Source organism: Nonomuraea mangrovi, from assembly GCF_042681425.1.
GTDB lineage: Bacteria > Actinomycetota > Actinomycetes > Streptosporangiales > Streptosporangiaceae > Nonomuraea > Nonomuraea mangrovi.
Genome location: NZ_JBHUFV010000022.1, coordinates 265,332 through 281,383 on the forward strand (window position 1 = coordinate 265,332; position 16,052 = coordinate 281,383).

The following is a 16,052-nucleotide window of genomic DNA, read 5'->3' on the forward strand; positions in this document are numbered from 1 at the left end:
GAGTGGAACGACTGCGCGACCATCTCCTGAAGACCGGCTACACGATCGACGGCGTTCGCGAGCGGCTCGGCGACATGGCGGCCTCGGCGCTCGCCAGGGAGGAGCTGGTCCCGGCCCTGCGGGCGACCAGGAGCGGCGACCCGCTGGACACGATGATCCGCCTGTGGTGGCTCGGCGTTCCCGTCGAGGCGGCCGCGCTGCCCTTCGAGGTGATGGAGTCGGGCCTGGTCGAGTTCGACGGCGACAGCGCCCGCGCCACCGTCCACCTTCAGCCGTGGCACGAGCACGGTTACGTCGTCTCCGACCGCAAGGTGCGCCCTGGCGATCCCGCGTTGCGTCCAGACCACGTCGTCGGCGCCGGAGGCGCGTCGGCCAACCTCGCCCAGCTCGTCACCCGCAGGCCCGTCGAGCGGGCGCTCGACCTCGGCACCGGCTGCGGCGTCCAGGTGCTGCATCTGGCCGAGCGCGCCTCCCAGATCGTCGCCACGGACCTCAACCCACGCGCGGTCGAGCTGGCCCGCCTGAGCTGGCGGCTGTCCGGCGTCGGCGACGTCGACGCCCGCGTCGGCTCGATGTTCGAGCCCGTGGAGGGCGAGCTGTTCGACCTCGTGGTCTCCAACCCGCCCTTCGTCATCTCTCCTGGCGGCAGGCTGACCTACAGGGAGACCGGCGCCGAGGGCGACGACTTCTGCCGCGACCTCGTCATGCGGGCACCCCGCCATCTCGCCCATGACGGCCACGCCCAGTTCCTGGCCAACTGGTTGCACGTCGAGGGGGAGGACTGGCGCGACCGCGTCGGCGGGTGGGTCGGCGAGACCGGCTGCGACGGCTGGGTGGTCGAACGCGACGTGCAGGATCCGGCCGAGTACGTCGAGCTGTGGCTGCGCGACGCGGCCGTGCAGGGCAGCCCCGCCTACGCCGGCCGCTACGACGAGTGGCTGTCGTGGTTCGAGGCCAACAAGGTGGAGGGAGTCGGCTTCGGCTGGATCACCCTGCGCAACTCGGGCGCCCTCGACCCCGTCGTCAGAGTGGAGCGGCTGACCCACCAGGTCTCCCTGCCCGTCGGCGACTACGTCGAGGAGGTCCTCGACTCGATCGCCGCCGCCCACAGGACCCACGACCTGGACACGGCGAGGCTGCGGGTGGCCGAGGGCCTCCTCGACGAGCGCATCGGCGCTCCGGGCGCCGAGGATCCTTCGCGGATCGTGCTGCGCCAGACCCGCGGCCTGCTCCGCAGCACCGACGTCGGCACGGTGGAGGCGGCGCTGGCCGGCGTGTGCGACGGCGAGCTGGCTCTCGGCCCGCTGCTCAACGTGATCGCCGAGCTGGTGGGCGACGGCGAGCAGCTGCTCGCCGACGCCCTCCGCCCCCTGATCGCCGAGGGCTACTTCCACCTGTAGGCGGCAGGGTCAGCCGCAGGTCACCCGAGGCCGAGCCTGTCCAGCCGCCCGCGGTCGCTGAGAAGGCCCGCCATGCTCACCGAGCGCAGCACGAGGCCGGGCGAGCCCGGCATCCGGCAGGCCACAGCCGATCACGTGCCCCCGCAGGGGCCCCGCGCGATGCCCCTGGAGCGGATCCCGCAGGGGGCGAGGCTCGCCGCTGGTGGCAGGCCGGTTGATCCGGCGTTGATTGGTTTGCATGCGTGACCCCGCACCCTCGGAGCGTGGACACGCCCCGGGGGGTTCGAAAGAAACGGGGCGTGTCGCCCGACCGGCCGTCATCGTGAGGCGGCTAGCTGTCACGTGGAGCATCCGGATAACCGGGCCCCCTAGCGAAGCGTGACGGTCAGACGGCCGGTCGGGCCCACACACACCGCACCCGAAAAGAGACCAGCCTTGATCAACCATGTGTGGATGACACGTCTGGACGACGAGCTGTACTTAGGACTCGACGACGGAGACGGAGACGGAGGCGGAGGCGACGCCGGCACCGGCGAGGATGGTCTTGAGGTCACCGGCCTCGGGGGCACCGAGCCTGGTGAAGATGTCGAAGGCCTCGCGTAGACAGTCCAGGCTCCTGGGGACGTTGCCCAAGCCGTGCAGCGCCTTGCCCAGGACCGCGAGCGAGAGCCCCTCACCGTACGGGTGGCCGATCTCGCGGCTGACCGCCAGGGCCTGCTCCGCGTGACGCACCGCGTCGGAGAAGCGCCCTGCGGCGATGAACGTCTCCGCCAGCCTGGCGCACACCCGCTGTTCCCACACCCGCTGCTTGCTCGCCCTGAAGTAGGCCAGGCACTCGGCGTGGTGATGGACGGCCTCGTTGAGGCGTCCGACGCGGGACAGCACGATGCCGAGGTGGTAGCGCGCGCGGGCGGTGCCCGCGCCGCTGCCGATCTCGGTGAAGATGGCCAGACCCTTCTCGGCCGCGACGATGGCGTCGTCGGGGTTGCCGAGGCCGAGATGATCGCGGGCGGAGTAGCTGAGCACCAGCGCCTCCCCGGCAGGCACGCCGTTCTCCCTGTAGAACGTGGTGGCCGAGTCGAACCAGCCGAGCGCCTCGTGGTGGCGGCGCAGGCGTCCTGAGACGACGGCGAGGGCGTTGAGCACCTCGCCCATGACGACGCGCTCGTTGCGGCCGGTCGACAGCTCGAGAACGATCCTGAACTGCTCCTCCGACTCGGGCAGCCGGTTGGCGCCGAACAGCACCCGGCCGAGGACGTAGCGGGCGCGCAGCTCGCTCGCCGCGTCGTCGATCTTCAGCGCGGTGGCCAGCACGGCCCTGGTCGCCAGGTCGAACTCGCGGGCGTGCGTCCCCGACTCCAGCAGCGGCTCCATGGCGACGAGGAGGTCACCCGCGGGCAGCAGCTGCTCGGCCGTGCGGCACGATTCGGCCGCCTGGCCGATCACCGCGAACAGCGAGTCCCCCTCGGAGATGAGCCAGGCGACGGCGTCGTCGGCCGAGGCGAACGTGCGCCCGCTGCCCACCACGACGAGGTTGTCGGGGATCATGCTGCCCTCGTAGGCGAGCCGGTGCGCCGACTGCGCGGAGGCCAGGTAGAAGCCGAGGAGCCTGCGCAGCGCCAGCGTCCTGGCCTGCGGGCGCTCGGTCTTGTCGAGGATGCGCCGCGCGAAGAGCTTGAGCAGGTCGTGGAAGCGGTAGCGCCCGGGCGCGGGCGCCTCCAGGAGGCTGGCGTCCACGAGCGACTCCAGCAGGTCCTCCGTCTCCAGCGTCGGCGACGACAGGACGGCGGCCGCCGCCCCGACGGAGATGTCGGGGCCGTTCGGCAGGCTCAGCAGCCTGAACGCCCTCGCCTGGGCGGCGTCGAGCTGGCCGTACCCGAGGGCGAAGGTGGCCTCCACGGCCAGGTCCCCGACCCGCAGCTCGTCGAGCCGGCGCTGCTCGTCGGCGAGCCGCGGCACCAGTGAGGCGACGGTCCACGAGGGCCGCGCCGCCAGCCGTGCCGCCACGATCCGTACGGCCAGCGGCAGGAACCCGCACGCCGCCACCACGTCCATCGCCGCGCCGCGCTCGGCGGCCACCCGCTCGACCCCCGCGACGGCGGTGAACAGCGACAGGGCCTCGTCGGGCTCCATCACGTCGAGGTCGATGAGCTTGGCCGACGGCAGGTCGGCCAGCTTCACCCTGCTGGTGACGATCGCGGCGCAGCCGGGCGCGCCCGGCAGCAGCTCGCTGACCTGGCGGGTGTCGCGCGCGTTGTCCAGCAGCACCAGGATGCGCCGCTCGGCCAGCAACGACCGGTAGAGCGCGGCCCGCTCGGGCAGCCCCTCGGGAATGACGTCAGGGGGGATGCCGAGCGCGCGTAGGAACGCTCCTAACGCGGACTCGGGAGCGATGGCCTCGTCGGTGAAGCCGCGCAGGTCGGCGTAGAGCTGCCCGTCGGGGAACAGGTCGTCGCAGGTGTGCGCGACGTGGACGGCGAGCGCGGTCTTGCCGACACCGCCTATGCCGCAGATGGCGGCGACGGGCACGCCCTCGGCCGCGGTCTGCGCGGACAGCAGCGTGCGCAGCCTGGCGACGAGCGGGCGGCGGCCGGTGAAGTCGTTGACGGCGGCGGGCAGCTGCGCGGGGCGGGGGAGTTCGTGCTCGTCGGCGCCGTCGGCCGCGTCGGCCGCGCTCGGCGATCCGTCGGCTACGGGGTCGGGGGCCGGGCTGGGCGGCGCCATCAGGCTGGGGTCGGCGGCGAGGATCTTGTGGTGCAGCGCGGACAGCTCGGGCCCCGGCTCGATGCCGAGCTCCTCGATGAGCGCCTCGCGGGTGTCGGTGAAGACGGCCAGCGCGTCGCCCTGCCGTCCGCATCGGTAGTAGGCCAGCATGAGCTGGGCGCGTAGCCGTTCGCGCAGCGGGTGGTCGGCGGTGAGCGCGATCAGCTCGGAGACGATCGTGGCGTGCCTGCCGAGCTCCAGGTCGAGATCCATGAGCAGTTCGAGGGCGGTGATGCGCCGCTCGACCAGCCGGTCGCGCTGGTGCTCGGCGTAGGGGCCGACGGCTCCGGCCAGGGGCTCGCCCTCCCACAGCGCCAGCGCGGCGCGCAGACTCTCGGCGGCCTGGCCGATGTCGCCCTTCTTGCGCAGCGTCTCGGCCTCCTGCGCGCCTCGCTCGAAGAGGCTCAGGTCGAGGGAGGCGGTGCGAAGGGCGTAGCCCTTGCCGACCGAGGTGAGCAGTTCGGGGCGCGAGCGGGGCGAGCGGTCGGGCTCCAGCACCGTGCGCAGGCGGGAGACGTAGGTGCGCAGCGCGCCGAGCGCTCTCGGCGGGGCCTCCTCGCCCCACACCGCGTCGATCATCTCGGTGGGCGTGATCGCGCGGCCTTCCCTGAGGAGGAGCATCGCGAGGATCGAACGCTGAAGCGGTGTTCCCAGATCGAGTTCGTCACCATCGCGCCACGCGCGGACGGGACCGAGCACGGCGAACCGCAGCCCCTCACCAGCCATGCTCTCAGTCTCCAACGCAATGGGACATTTTGCTACCAAATACTAGTTGCCCAGAGGTGGCTGTTTCATTGATTGCGCTTTGATCCGGCGTTAAGCGTGTCGCGGGATGCTGAACCTCACAAGGGCATGGCCCAGTTCAACGGGGGCGGCCATGCCTTTCCGGTCGATAAGAACACCAGGCCCTGCCCGACATTGCGGGCAGGGCCTTCGTGTCCGGATTTTTCGTAGGAACGTGCTTAGGCGGCTTCGACGAGACCGAGTCTCTGAGCCATCCGTTCTCGAACCATCGGCCATTCCGAGCCCAGGATCGAGTAGTACGCGGTATCTCGGACCGTATCGTCGGCGCCTCGGCTGTCTGCCCGTCGCACACCGTCCAGGTGCGCGCCGAGAGCCTCGATGGCGGCCCGGGATCGCGTATTACGTACGTCTGCTTTGAGGGTGATGCGGTGGACGCCCCAGGTGTCGAAGGCCAGGGAGAGCATCAGGAACTTGCTCTCCCTGTTCACACCTGTGCCCTGCGCCGAAGCGGAGAGCCAGGTGTAGCCGATGTCGGCCACGGAAGGGATCTCGCCCACCGCGCCACGCGTGCCCGGAGGCCAGGGCATGGGGCCCTGCCAATACTCCAGGTGCATGAGACGGGTGGCACCGACCACGCGGTCGGTGTGAAGCCACCGGATGGCGAAAGGCATCGTCCGGCCTTCCGCCTGCTCAGCCATAGCGGCCTCCACATAGGAGACCATCTCTTCCCGCCCATCGGGAACACGAGTGAAGGCATACGTGGAGCGGTCTTCACTCGCCGCGGCGACGAGGTCATCGACCGCCGCGAGGCTGAGAGGTTCCAGGCGCACGACGCGCCCGGACAGGGTGACAAAAGCGGGCATGAGCACATGATGGGGCTTGCGCGCCGCCGGAGATACCAGGACTCACGCGCTATCTTTTGCAGGTTTCTGCAATGACCGCGTTTTCCCAGCTCAGAGGGGTGATCGTGGGGCTCTGTGCGGGCCCTGAGGGGCAAAGTTTGCCAAACCGATGCCTAGCTGTGCGCGGGCGTTGCGACCAGGGCGCGGCGTGGGGTTCTCCCTGCCGTTTTGCGCTGGGCCGACAGGTCGTGCAAACCCCTCGAAAGATGCTCCATGTTGGCCGCGATCCACGGCAGTGAAAGAGGGTCGGGGGAGGTCAGCGCGGCCATGCGCTCCTCCTGGCTCTCGCCGTACATGAGGCTGGTGGCCACGCGCACCCTGGCGGCCGACAGATCGTCGCCGAAGGCGTGCCCCGGCAGGACGCCGATGCCGTGATCCTCGATCAGCAGCTTGGCGACTTCTGCCGAGCCGCCGACCCCCAGATAGCCGAAGTCGGGGTAGAGGTAAAAACCGCCCTGCGGGGCGGGGACGCTGGCTCCGGCCTCGACGAACACGGCGTGGACCGCGTTCACGACCACGCCGTGCAGCCGCCTGCTCTGCGCCACGCGCTCGACCAGTTCGGCCGGCTCGCTGAAGGCGTAGGTGGCCGCCTGCTGAACGGGGGCGGCGGGCGCCGACCAGATCTCGCTGGCGATCGCGAGCACCTTGTCGAGCAGGCCGCGTGCGCCCTCGGGGAGCCTCGCGACGCCGATGCGCCAGCCGCCGAGCGCCAGGCTCTTGCTCAGCCCGGTGGTGATGACGGTGCGTTCGGGCGCCAGGTCGGCCGGCGACAGGAACGGGGTCGTGACGTCGTGGACGAGGTCGCGGTAGATCTCGTCGGAGATGATCACGAGGTCGAGTTCGCGCGCGACCTCTACCAGGCGGCCGATGGTCCGCGGCGAGGCGAGCCTTCCCGTGGGGTTGTCGGGAAGCGTGACAAGCACGGAGCGGACCGTCCTGCCCTGCGCCCTGGCGTGCAGAACGGCGGAGACGACGCGATCGGGGTCGGGCGCCCCTCCCTCGCCGGGGGGCGACGGGACCAGGATCGGCCGCGAGCCGACAAGGTCGGCCTGCGCGGCGTAGCTGACCCAGCTCGGCATCGGCAGCACGATGTCGCCGCCGATGGCGAGCAGCAGGCCGTACAGCAGGGGCTTGCTGCCGGGACCGCAGACGACGCGGTCGGGTTCGGTGATGAGCCCCCGTCGAGTCCAGTAACCCGCCGCCGCTTCGCGTAGCTCCGCAGCCCCCGCGACCGGCCCGTAGCCGTTGCGGTCCGAGGCGGCGACCAGCTTGTGCCGCAGCGCCGGGTGCACGGGCAGACCTGCCTCACCGAAGGCCAGGTGCAGCACGCGTTCCCCGGCGCGCCGTCTTCGCTCGATGTCTTCGTTGGCCGCCAGGGTGGCGGACAGTGTCACGTTCATGTTTGTCACGTTCCCAGCCTGGTTGTATGAAGGCATCAGCACAAGCGAGGCTTTTCATGGGTAGGCGTAAGGAAGTCCGATGCTCGATTTGCGACGTCTTACTTTGATCTGCGAGTTCGCGCGCAGGGGCAGCATCGCCGCGACGGCCGAGTCGCTCGGTTACAGCCCTTCGGCGGTGTCGCAGCAACTGGCCGCGCTGGAACGTGAGGCGGGCACCGCGCTCCTCGACCGCACCGCGCGCAGCGCCGAGCTGACCGACGCGGGCCGCCGGCTGGTGGCGCACGCCGAGCGCATCCTGACGATGGTCGAGGAGGCGGAGTCCGACCTGTCCGCCCAGGCGGGCACGCCGGCGGGCCGCGTGGTGCTCACGGCCTTCCCCACGGCCGCGGTCGCCTTCGCGCCCGTGCTGGCGCGGACGCTGCGGCGCCACACCGGGCTGACCATCAGGCTCGGGCAGTCACGCTCGGGCCGGGGCATGCGCGAGGTGCAGTCCGGCGAGGTCGACATCGCGCTCATCGACGACTGGTACGGCAGAGCGCGCGACAGCGAGTCCCTGCGGGTCTTCCCCCTGCTCCAGGACCCGCTGGTGCTCGTCGTGCCGCGCAAGCACCGCCTGGCCGACACCGACGTGCCGATCGACCTGCGGGAACTGCGCGACGAGCCGTGGATGGCCACGCCGGACGGCGAGCCGTCCCGCCTGGCGGTGGACCGGCTCTTCGCCGACGTCGGGGGCGCGCGGCGCACGCCGTGGGAGTTCGAGGGCCTCGGCACGATCCTCTCCCTCGTGGCCAAGGGCATCGGCATCGCCGCCGTGCCGGCGCTCGCGCTGGCCGCGGGGGTGCGGGGCATCGCGGTGCGCGAGTTCCCCGGCTCTCCCGTGGGCAGGGACGTGCTCGCCGTCGCCAGGGGCTCCAGCGTCCACCGGCCCTCGGTGTCGGTGACGCTGCGGGCGATCCACGTCGCCTCCCGCTATCTCGCGGCGGATCTGGAACCCGTCAGGCTGGCGCACCGGTAGCCTTCGGTGCCGTGGCTCCGACGTACGAGATCGAGACCCTGCTCGCGGGCGCGCGCGGAAAGATCGTCGCGGGCATCGACGAGGTCGGCCGCGGCGCGTGGGCCGGCCCCGTCCTGGTGTGCGCGGTCGTCACCGACCTGTCCGAGCCGCCCGGCGGGCTGACCGACTCCAAACAGCTGTCCGCCGCCCGCAGGACCGCGCTCGTGCCCGAGCTGGAGCGGTGGGCGAAGGGGATCGCCTACGGCGAGGCCTCCCACGAGGAGATCGACGCGCTCGGCATGACGGAGGCGCTGCGCAGGGCGGCACGGCAGGCCCTCGACGCCCTTCCGCGGCGGCCCGACGTGGTGATCCTCGACGGCTCCCACGACTACATCGGCTCGCCATGGCCCGTCCGCCTGGAGGTCAAGGGCGACCAGGCGAGCATCTCGGTGGCGGCCGCGTCCGTGCTGGCCAAGGTCAGGCGCGACGCCCACATGGCCACCCTCGGCTGCGACGAGTACGGCTTCGCGGAGAACGCGGGCTATCCCTCACCCGTCCACCAGGCGGCGCTGGCCGAGCTCGGCCCCACCCCGCACCACCGCCTGTCCTGGTCCTATCTGGACGACCTGCCACGATGGCGGCACCTCAGGAAGCACAGGGACGCGGCGGCAGGCGAGGGACAGATCTCCCTGTTCGGCTGAGCCCCATCGGCCCACAATCGGGGGATGCGGATGGGTGTGTTCCTCATCGCGGCGGCCTTCGAGGGGCAGGAGCCCGCCCGGGTGCTGGGCGAGGCGCTTCAGGCCGTCGAGGCCGCGGAGGAGGCGGGCTTCGACGACGTGTGGATCGCCGAGCACCATTTCATGTCGTACGGCGTGTGCCCCTCCGCCGTCGCGTTCGCGGCGATGGCACTGGGCAGGACCAGGCGGATCGGCGTCGGCACCGCGGTGAGCGTGCTGTCCACGCGCCACCCCGTGGCGCTTGCCGAGGAGGCGGCGATGCTCCACCACCTGTCGGGCGGGCGCTTCACGCTGGGGGTGGGCAGGGGAGGGCCTTGGGTGGACCTGGAGGTGTTCGGGACGGGCCTGCCCCGGTTCGAGAGGGGGTTCGCCGAGTCGCTCGACGTGCTGTGCTCGGCGCTGTCGCGCGACAGGATCGGCGCCGAGGGAGAGTTCTTCTCCTTCCGCGAGGTGGCGATGGTGCCGCCGGCGCGGATGACGCCCGTCGTCGCCTGCACCTCGGCGGAGACCACGCGCCTGGCGGCGGACAGGGGCCTGCCGATGCTGCTGGGGATGCACGTCGGAGACGAGGAGAAGGCGGCTGCCGTCGCGGCCTACGAGGCGGCGGGAGGCCCGAGGGCGCGGCACGTGGCGGCCGCGGTCGGCCAGGTGGCCGACACGACAGGCGAGGCCGTCCAGACGCTCACGAAGGCCATGCCGCGCTGGCTGGAGCCAGGTCTGGCGGGCTACGTGCCCGTGGACGGGCGGGCTCGCCCCTCGCGCGACATCGGGCGCTACGTGGACTTCCTGACCGGCACGCACCCGGTGGGCGACGCCGACCACTGTGTGGCGACCATCGAGCGCACGCGGGCGGCGACGGGGATCGAGCACCTGATCCTGATGGTCGAGGGCGCGGGCGAAAGCTCCCGCACCCTCGAGAACATCAGGCGCCTCGGCGCCGAAGTGCTGCCCAGGCTCAGCAGTCGACGAGCTCGGGCTTCTGGTTGAGGATCTGCGCCCGCGGGGTCACGAAGTCGCGCAGCGCGTCGGTCGCGGCCGGGTCGAACACCGCGACCCTGTGGCAGTTCTGGAAGGCCAGCCGCACCCCGAAGTGACGCTCGAGGGCGCCGCGCATCGAGTCGCTCGCCAGGCAGCGCAGGAGCTGTCCGCGGGCCTCCTCGTCGGGCGGCGGGGTCTGGTTGTCGGCGAACTCGGCTCCTGAGTGCTCACGCTGCTTGACCAGCTCGCTGATCATCGACCAGGCGTAGGGCAGGGAGTCGCGGACGCAGGCGACGAACGCCGCGTCGTCGATCTCTCCCTGTCTGGCCCGCTCGAGAAGATCATTCGGAACGGTCAGCGACATGCTGTCTCCTCTCCAAGGGAACTACTTGACGCTAGGTGGGGTCGTGGACGTGCTCTAGATGGCCTGAAGGCGACAGTCGAGTGACGCGGGGCCGTACACGAAGCCGGGATCGATCTGATCGGCGAGGTCGAGCCCGGTGCGCTCGTTGGCCCACGCGCGGGCGTTGCGCAGGTGGAACTCCACCGCCTGACGGCCGAACCTCGCCCAGTCCTTCTCCTGCGCGTCGGCGTGCTTGACCAGCACCGACAGGGCCTCGGCGTTGGCCGGTTCCAGGTCGTCGAGGGTGAAGGGGCGGCCCTGCTCCATGGCGCGGACCGCGGCGGAGTGCTCCAGCCAGGTCAGCAGGTCGTCGCCGACGTGCTCGCGCAGGAACTCCACGTCGCCGGGGCCGTGGACCTTGTTGCCCACCACCGCGACGGATACGTCGTAGTCGGCGGCGTAGTCCTTGTACTGCTTGTAGACGCTCACGCCCTGCCGGGTCGGCTCGGCCACCAGGAACGTCATGTCGAACCTGGTGAACAGGCCCGAGGCGAAGGAGTCGGCGCCCGCCGTCATGTCCACCACGACGTACTCGCCGTGGCGGTCGACCAGGTGGTTGAGCAGCAGCTCGACCGCGCCGACCTTGGAGTGGTAGCAGGCGACGCCGAGGTCGTCCTCGCTGAAGGGCCCCGTGACCATGAGCCGCGGCCCTTCGGGCGTCCGCATCGTGTACGGCAGGTCGTCGAAGCGCAGGATCCGCGAGCCGCGCCCCGGCGGGGTGGTCTTGACCATCGCCGCGGCGGAGGGGATGAGGGGGTTGGAGCCGCGCAGGAGCTCCTTGATCTCGGTGAGGCGCGCGCCGAGCGGCTCGGGCGTCTCCTCCAGGCCGAGGACCAGCGCCAGGTGCTGGTTGATGTCCGCGTCGACGGCCACCACAGGGTCGCCCTGACTCGCCACGAATCTCGAGAACAGTGCGGACACGGTGGTCTTGCCGCTGCCGCCCTTGCCAACGAACGCCACTCTCACGCTGACGACCCCATCTGAGTATGAAAACCGTTTCCGATTCAGCATGACACAGCGGGACGCCGGAGAGCGGGATTTCGCCGAAACCCTGGAGAGCCGCGGCTAAGCCGACACGATCTGGGCGAAGGTGATCTCGGTGAGCAACCTCTCCTCGTGCCTGCGGATGGTGGCCCACACGTCGGCCAGCGGCTGGGCCACCCCCGGATACTCGTCGGGCGAGGGCCAGCCCTCCACGACCGCGATCACGTCGGCGAGCGTGATCGCCGACGCGTCACGGGCCAGCCAGTAGCCGCCGTCGGGGCCGCGCTGGCTGCGGATCAGCCCGGCCCTGCGCAGCTGCAGCAGGATGTTGTCCAGGAACCTGCGGGGAATGCCCTGCGCCGCCGCGATCCGCTCGGCCGACACCGGGCCCTCCGGCGCCGCGGCCAGCTCGGTGACCGCCCGCAACGCGTACTGCGTCCTAGCGGAGATCCGCACGGAGGCCCCAGCGGCGGCGAAGGGCGTTGTCACCGGCCTCGAAGAGCAGGTCGATGACGATGCCGATCATCAGGACCACGATCATGGTGGCGAGCAGGCCCGCCGAGTCGGCCAGCTCGCGGGCGTAGTGGAGCTGCTCGCCGAGCGAGGGCTGGTTGGCGATGATGACCACGATCTCGCCCGCCATCAGCGACCGCCATGCGAAGGCCCACCCCTGCTTGAGCCCCGCGAGGAACGAGGGGAGCGAGGCGGGCAGGATCACGTGCCAGTACAGCTGGACCCTGCGGAAACCGAGCACGTGCCCCGCCCGCAGCAGCAGCGGCGGCGTGTAGTCGACACCGGTGATCAGACCGTTGGCGATGGACGGCGCCGCACCGAGGATCACCACGAAGGTGATGGCGCTCTCACTCAGCTTGAACAGCAGGATCGCCAGCGGGAACCAGGCGATCGAGGGCATGGTCTGCAGGCCGGTGATCAGCGAGCCGAAGGCGGCCCTCAGCACCTTGACCCTGGAGACGAGCGCGCCGACGATCAGGCCGATCAGCATGGCGGCGGCGAAGCCGGTCACCGCGCGGCGCATCGTCACGCCGACGGCCTGCCAGAACTCGCCGGTGCCCAGCCGCTCGAACAGGACGGGGAACACCTCGGAAGGGCCGGCGAAGACCCACGGCTCCCAGAATCCCGCCCAGACCACGCCCTGCCAGATGGCCAGCACGATGCCGACGGCCAGCGTGATCGGCCAGACGCGGGCCCAGAGGCGGCCGGCCAGCGCGCCGCGCCGCTTCTCGGCGATCTCGAGGGCGTCGAGGCCGGCGATCTGCGCGGCGTGGGTGTCGGTGCTCACGAGCGCACCTCCTGTGCGGCAGCGGTCTTGTGCGCGACGTCCCCGTGGCGGGCGACCTCACGCTTGAGCTGGTCGGTGATGCGCGCCGCCAGCGTCGCCACCTCGGCGGAGTCCGTACGGCGCGGCCGCGCCAGCTCCACGGGGAACTCCTCGACGACCTTGCCGGGCCTGCTGCTCAGCAGCACGACCCGGTCGCCGAGCCGTACGGCTTCGCGGACGTTGTGGGTGACGAACAGGACCGACAGCTTCCGCTCCCGCCAGATCCGCTCCAGCTCGTCGTGGAGCAGGTCGCGGGTCATGGCGTCGAGCGCGCCGAACGGCTCGTCCATGAGCAGGACGTCGGCGTCCTGGGCCAGTGAGCGGGCCAGCGCCACACGCTGACGCATGCCGCCCGACAGCTGGTGCGGCCGCTTGGGGCCGAAGCCGCCCAGGTGGACCATCTCGAGGAACTCCTCGGCCTTCGCGCGCCGTTCCCGCCTGGGCAGCGCGCGCATGGCCATCTCGACGTTGGCGCGGACGGTGAGCCAGGGGAACAGCGCAGGCTCCTGGAACATCATCGCGACCCTGCGCCCGGCCGTGGAGATCGCTCCGCCGGAGGGCTGGTCGAGCCCCGCCACCAGCGACAGCAGCGTGCTCTTCCCGCATCCCGAGGCGCCGAGGAGGCAGACGAACTCGCCCGGTGCCACGCTGAGCGAGACCTTGTCGAGCGCCAGCAGGTCGCCGTAGAGCTTGGAGACCCCTTCGAGCCGGACCGATTCCTGGCGGTCCACCTGGACGGTCATGTCACTTGTCCTTGATCGACTGCTGGCCCTTGGCTGCGAGGACCTCGTTGAGGATCTTCAGGTCGTAGATGCCGTTGAGGTCCACCGGCTTGAGCAGGCCGACCTTGACGGCGTGGTCGGCGCTGCCCGTCAGCGACGCCGCGATCGGGTCGTTCGTGAACGTGATGTTCTTGAACGCGCTGGCCAGCACCTCGGGCTTGAGCGGCTTGCCCGTCAGCTTCTCGACCGAGGCGTTGACCACCTGCGCCGCGGCGTCAGGGTCGGCGTTGATCCCCTCCGTCGACTGGACGTGCGCCTCGATCAGCTTCTTGAGCAGGTCGGGGTTGGCCTTGGCCCACTCCTGCCTGACGATCAGGTGGGTGATCACGAACTGCTTGTTCGGCCAGAGCTCGCGCTCGTCCTGAAGGATCTTGCCCTTGCTCTCGATGACGAGCCTGCTGGCGAACGGCTCGGGCACCCACGCGCCGTCGATGTCGCCCGTGGCGAACGTCTGCAGGGTCTGCGAGTTCTCCTGCGGCACGATGCTGACGTCGCCACCGCCCTTGGTGTCGGTCTTGAGGCCCTTCTCCTGCAGCCAGTAGCGCAGGGCGACGTCCTGCGTGTTGCCGAGCTGCGGGGTGGCGATCTTCTTGCCCTTGAGGTCCTCGACCGAGTTGATCTCGGGCTTGACGACGAGGTAGACGCCGCCCGAGGCCGCGCCGGCGACGATGTTGATGGCCTTGCCCTTGGACTTCTCCCAGGCGTTGATGGCCGGGTTCGGGCCGATGTAGGTCGCGTCGATGGCGCCGGAGAAGACGGCCTCGATGGCGGCGGGTCCCGCGTTGAACGTGCTGGTCTTCAGCGGGACGCCCAGCGACTTGGCGTAGATGCCCTTCTCGATGCCGTAGAGGGCGGTGGAGTGCGTGATGTTCGGGAAGTAGCCGAGGCGCACCTCCTTGGCCGCGGCCGCGGGAGCGCTCGGCGAGGAGGACCCACAGGCGGCCGCGAGCGAGGTCATGGCCAGTACGGCGACGGCGGCGGCGAGCCTCTTCATCGCAACTCCCTATTTCCTACTTAATCAGTCGGCTATGTGTACATGAAATCCCCTTATTTCCTTCTCGTCAAGTCGGAATTGCAAGACCGTCTGTCAGCGTGATCTGTAAGCCGCGCGGACCGGCATCCGCACGCGCAGCGTGTGAGGTGTGGCGGAGCATGCCGCTCTCGCGGCGTCTCCGAGGTCGCGTGTCCGCCGCCCGCCGCAGCGCGCGGGCACGCGACCGCCCTTCACTCCGCTCGACGTCGCCCTTGTCGCCGACTCGGCCTCACCGTGGGGAGGCCCGCGTGGCGGCCATGGGATCGTCCGAAGGCACCGGGTGCTAGCAGACCTCGTCCAGGGAGATCGCGTTGTCCGAGGGCGAAGGGGAGGGGGTCGTCAGCGGACGGCTGGCCGTGCGCCTGGTGACGGCGGGCTTGGCCTCGAGCGCTTCCGATACCTTCCTCTTGATCAGGTGCCAGTCGGGATAGGCCGTGTTGATCAGCGGCGGCACGAACTGCAGGCTCTTGATGTGGGTGCCCTTCACCTTCTGCCCGAGGTCGACCAGCGCGGGCAGCAGGTCGGCGGGGATGTCGGTGGAGATGGCGCGCTTGGTGGCGGTGGCGAGGTTCTCGAAGCTGTTCAGCAGCGTCACCGGGTCGGCCTGCTGGGCGACGGCGTTGAGCAGGCACTTCTGGCGGCTCATGCGCACGTAGTCGTCGCTGTTGGTGCGGGAACGCCCGAACCACAAAGCGTCCTCGCCGGACAGCTTGCGCGTGCCGGCGGGCAGGAGGCCCTCGCCGTACCTGCCGTAGGTGATCGGCTCCTTGATGGTGATCCTGACGCCGCCCATGGCGTCGATGATCTCGGCGAAGCCCGCCATGTCGACCATGGCGTAGTAGCTGACGCGGATGCCGAGGATGTCACTGATCGTCTGCTTGAGCAGGGTGGCGCCGCGCTCGCCTGCCTTCACGCCCGGCACCATCTCGGGATAGTCCTCGGCGTACTGGTAGATCTCGTTGAGGAGGCCGGGCGTCGCGGGCGGCTCGCCGGTGAAGCCGTAGGGGAAGCGGTCGCGGGCCGGCCCTTCGGGCAGCATGATCCGCTGCAGGTTGCGCGGCAGGCCGAAGAGCGTGGTCGCGCCGGTGGCGGTGTCGATGCTGGCGACGGTCACGCTGTCGGTGCGGACGCCGACCCTGTTGGGGGCGGCGTCGGCTCCGGCGAGCAGGATGTTGACGCGGCTCGCGCCTTTCCACGGGTCCTGGGCGATCACGGGTGTGGTGCTCGTGGCGGAGAACACGCTGGTCACGACGTCGTGGGAGAGGTAGGCGACGCGGGCGGCGTAGGCGCTCGGCGCGATGACCAGGACGCAGAGGGCGCCGGCGACGGCGAGGTTCAGGTTGTGGCCGGCGCCGCTGGGCCGTACGAGCCAGAAGGACCAGAGGATCACGATGGACCAGATGAGGGCGACCGTCGCGATGGAGACGGTGAGCGCCTCGAGCCACGAGGGCTGGACGGCGAGCGACAGCAGCGCGCCTCTGAAGGCGGTGGCCATCGTGACGATCAGCCCGACGAGCACCAGGTAGACCGTCATGAGGCCGAAGCCGGTGCGGTACCGTCCGGTGGCCACGTGGGCCACTCCCCACAGCA

At 70.6% G+C, this 16,052-nt stretch carries 14 protein-coding genes; 4 read left to right on the top strand and 10 right to left on the bottom strand.

What is annotated here, in order from left to right:
- The first annotated feature begins 2 nt into the window (after nt 1-2).
- Nucleotides 3-1,400, top strand: coding sequence for a DUF7059 domain-containing protein (locus ACFSKW_RS15520; protein ID WP_379572924.1), 1,398 nt, complete (start codon nt 3-5; stop codon nt 1,398-1,400).
- 480 nt (nt 1,401-1,880) lie between these two features.
- Here ACFSKW_RS15520 and ACFSKW_RS15525 read toward each other — a convergent pair whose 3' ends face one another.
- The 3 genes from ACFSKW_RS15525 to ACFSKW_RS15535 all read right to left on the bottom strand — a co-directional run bounded on the left by ACFSKW_RS15525 (nt 1,881) and on the right by ACFSKW_RS15535 (nt 7,209).
- Nucleotides 1,881-4,889 (bottom strand): AfsR/SARP family transcriptional regulator, encoded by a 3,009-nt coding sequence (locus ACFSKW_RS15525; protein ID WP_379572925.1) that lies wholly within the window; start codon nt 4,887-4,889, stop codon nt 1,881-1,883.
- A 236-nt stretch (nt 4,890-5,125) separates the two neighbouring features.
- Nucleotides 5,126-5,770 (bottom strand): GNAT family N-acetyltransferase, encoded by a 645-nt coding sequence (locus ACFSKW_RS15530; protein ID WP_379572926.1) that lies wholly within the window; start codon nt 5,768-5,770, stop codon nt 5,126-5,128.
- 152 nt (nt 5,771-5,922) lie between these two features.
- A complete protein-coding gene (locus ACFSKW_RS15535) occupies nt 5,923-7,209 on the bottom strand; it encodes a pyridoxal phosphate-dependent aminotransferase (protein ID WP_379572927.1) in 1,287 nt (428 codons plus the stop codon).
- 79 nt (nt 7,210-7,288) lie between these two features.
- Between ACFSKW_RS15535 and ACFSKW_RS15540 the strand changes: the two genes are divergently transcribed.
- From ACFSKW_RS15540 to ACFSKW_RS15550, 3 genes are read left to right on the top strand one after another with little or no spacing between them, the layout of a single operon-like run.
- A complete protein-coding gene (locus ACFSKW_RS15540; protein ID WP_379572928.1) occupies nt 7,289-8,224 on the top strand; it encodes a LysR family transcriptional regulator in 936 nt (311 codons plus the stop codon).
- An 11-nt stretch (nt 8,225-8,235) separates the two neighbouring features.
- Nucleotides 8,236-8,904 (top strand): ribonuclease HII, encoded by a 669-nt coding sequence (locus ACFSKW_RS15545; protein WP_379572929.1) that lies wholly within the window; start codon nt 8,236-8,238, stop codon nt 8,902-8,904.
- Between the two features lie 24 nt (nt 8,905-8,928).
- On the top strand, nt 8,929-9,930 hold the full coding sequence (locus ACFSKW_RS15550) for an LLM class flavin-dependent oxidoreductase (RefSeq protein ID WP_379572930.1): 1,002 nt from the start codon (nt 8,929-8,931) through the stop codon (nt 9,928-9,930).
- Here ACFSKW_RS15550 and ACFSKW_RS15555 read toward each other — a convergent pair.
- The 7 genes from ACFSKW_RS15555 to ACFSKW_RS15585 all read right to left on the bottom strand — a co-directional run bounded on the left by ACFSKW_RS15555 (nt 9,899) and on the right by ACFSKW_RS15585 (nt 16,032).
- Nucleotides 9,899-10,285 (bottom strand): SCO5389 family protein, encoded by a 387-nt coding sequence (locus tag ACFSKW_RS15555; protein WP_379572931.1) that lies wholly within the window; start codon nt 10,283-10,285, stop codon nt 9,899-9,901. The two genes, ACFSKW_RS15550 and ACFSKW_RS15555, sit on opposite strands and share 32 nt — an antisense overlap.
- Before the next feature lie 54 nt (nt 10,286-10,339).
- Entirely contained in the window at nt 10,340-11,290 is a 951-nt protein-coding gene (locus ACFSKW_RS15560) for an ATP-binding protein (RefSeq protein WP_379572932.1), read from the bottom strand.
- Between the two features lie 99 nt (nt 11,291-11,389).
- The gene (locus ACFSKW_RS15565; RefSeq protein ID WP_379572933.1) at nt 11,390-11,764 is read right to left on the bottom strand and encodes an RrF2 family transcriptional regulator; all 375 of its coding nucleotides are present in this window, start codon (nt 11,762-11,764) and stop codon (nt 11,390-11,392) included.
- Complete coding sequence (locus tag ACFSKW_RS15570; RefSeq protein ID WP_379572934.1) at nt 11,748-12,608, bottom strand: ABC transporter permease; 861 nt, start codon at nt 12,606-12,608, stop codon at nt 11,748-11,750. The genes ACFSKW_RS15565 and ACFSKW_RS15570 overlap by 17 nt, the downstream gene beginning before the upstream one ends.
- The gene (locus ACFSKW_RS15575) at nt 12,605-13,390 is read right to left on the bottom strand and encodes an ABC transporter ATP-binding protein (protein WP_379572935.1); all 786 of its coding nucleotides are present in this window, start codon (nt 13,388-13,390) and stop codon (nt 12,605-12,607) included. The genes ACFSKW_RS15570 and ACFSKW_RS15575 overlap by 4 nt, the downstream gene beginning before the upstream one ends.
- Before the next feature lies 1 nt (nt 13,391).
- Nucleotides 13,392-14,423, bottom strand: coding sequence for an ABC transporter substrate-binding protein (locus ACFSKW_RS15580; protein WP_379572936.1), 1,032 nt, complete (start codon nt 14,421-14,423; stop codon nt 13,392-13,394).
- A gap of 322 nt (nt 14,424-14,745) precedes the next feature.
- Nucleotides 14,746-16,032 (bottom strand): LCP family protein, encoded by a 1,287-nt coding sequence (locus tag ACFSKW_RS15585; RefSeq protein WP_379572937.1) that lies wholly within the window; start codon nt 16,030-16,032, stop codon nt 14,746-14,748.
- Between the last annotated feature and the right edge of the window lie 20 nt (nt 16,033-16,052).

Excerpts from the sequence above, each read along its gene's own strand:
- ACFSKW_RS15525 (WP_379572925.1), bottom strand. The coding sequence starts at position 4,889 with ATGGCTGGTGAGGGGCTGCGGTTCGCCGTGCTCGGTCCCGTCCGCGCG.
- ACFSKW_RS15530 (WP_379572926.1), bottom strand. The coding sequence starts at position 5,770 with ATGCCCGCTTTTGTCACCCTGTCCGGGCGCGTCGTGCGCCTGGAACCT.
- ACFSKW_RS15535 (WP_379572927.1), bottom strand. The coding sequence starts at position 7,209 with ATGAACGTGACACTGTCCGCCACCCTGGCGGCCAACGAAGACATCGAG.
- ACFSKW_RS15540 (WP_379572928.1), top strand. The coding sequence starts at position 7,289 with ATGCTCGATTTGCGACGTCTTACTTTGATCTGCGAGTTCGCGCGCAGG.
- ACFSKW_RS15550 (WP_379572930.1), top strand. The coding sequence starts at position 8,929 with ATGCGGATGGGTGTGTTCCTCATCGCGGCGGCCTTCGAGGGGCAGGAG.
- ACFSKW_RS15555 (WP_379572931.1), bottom strand. The coding sequence starts at position 10,285 with ATGTCGCTGACCGTTCCGAATGATCTTCTCGAGCGGGCCAGACAGGGA.
- ACFSKW_RS15575 (WP_379572935.1), bottom strand. The coding sequence starts at position 13,390 with ATGACCGTCCAGGTGGACCGCCAGGAATCGGTCCGGCTCGAAGGGGTC.
- ACFSKW_RS15580 (WP_379572936.1), bottom strand. The coding sequence starts at position 14,423 with ATGAAGAGGCTCGCCGCCGCCGTCGCCGTACTGGCCATGACCTCGCTC.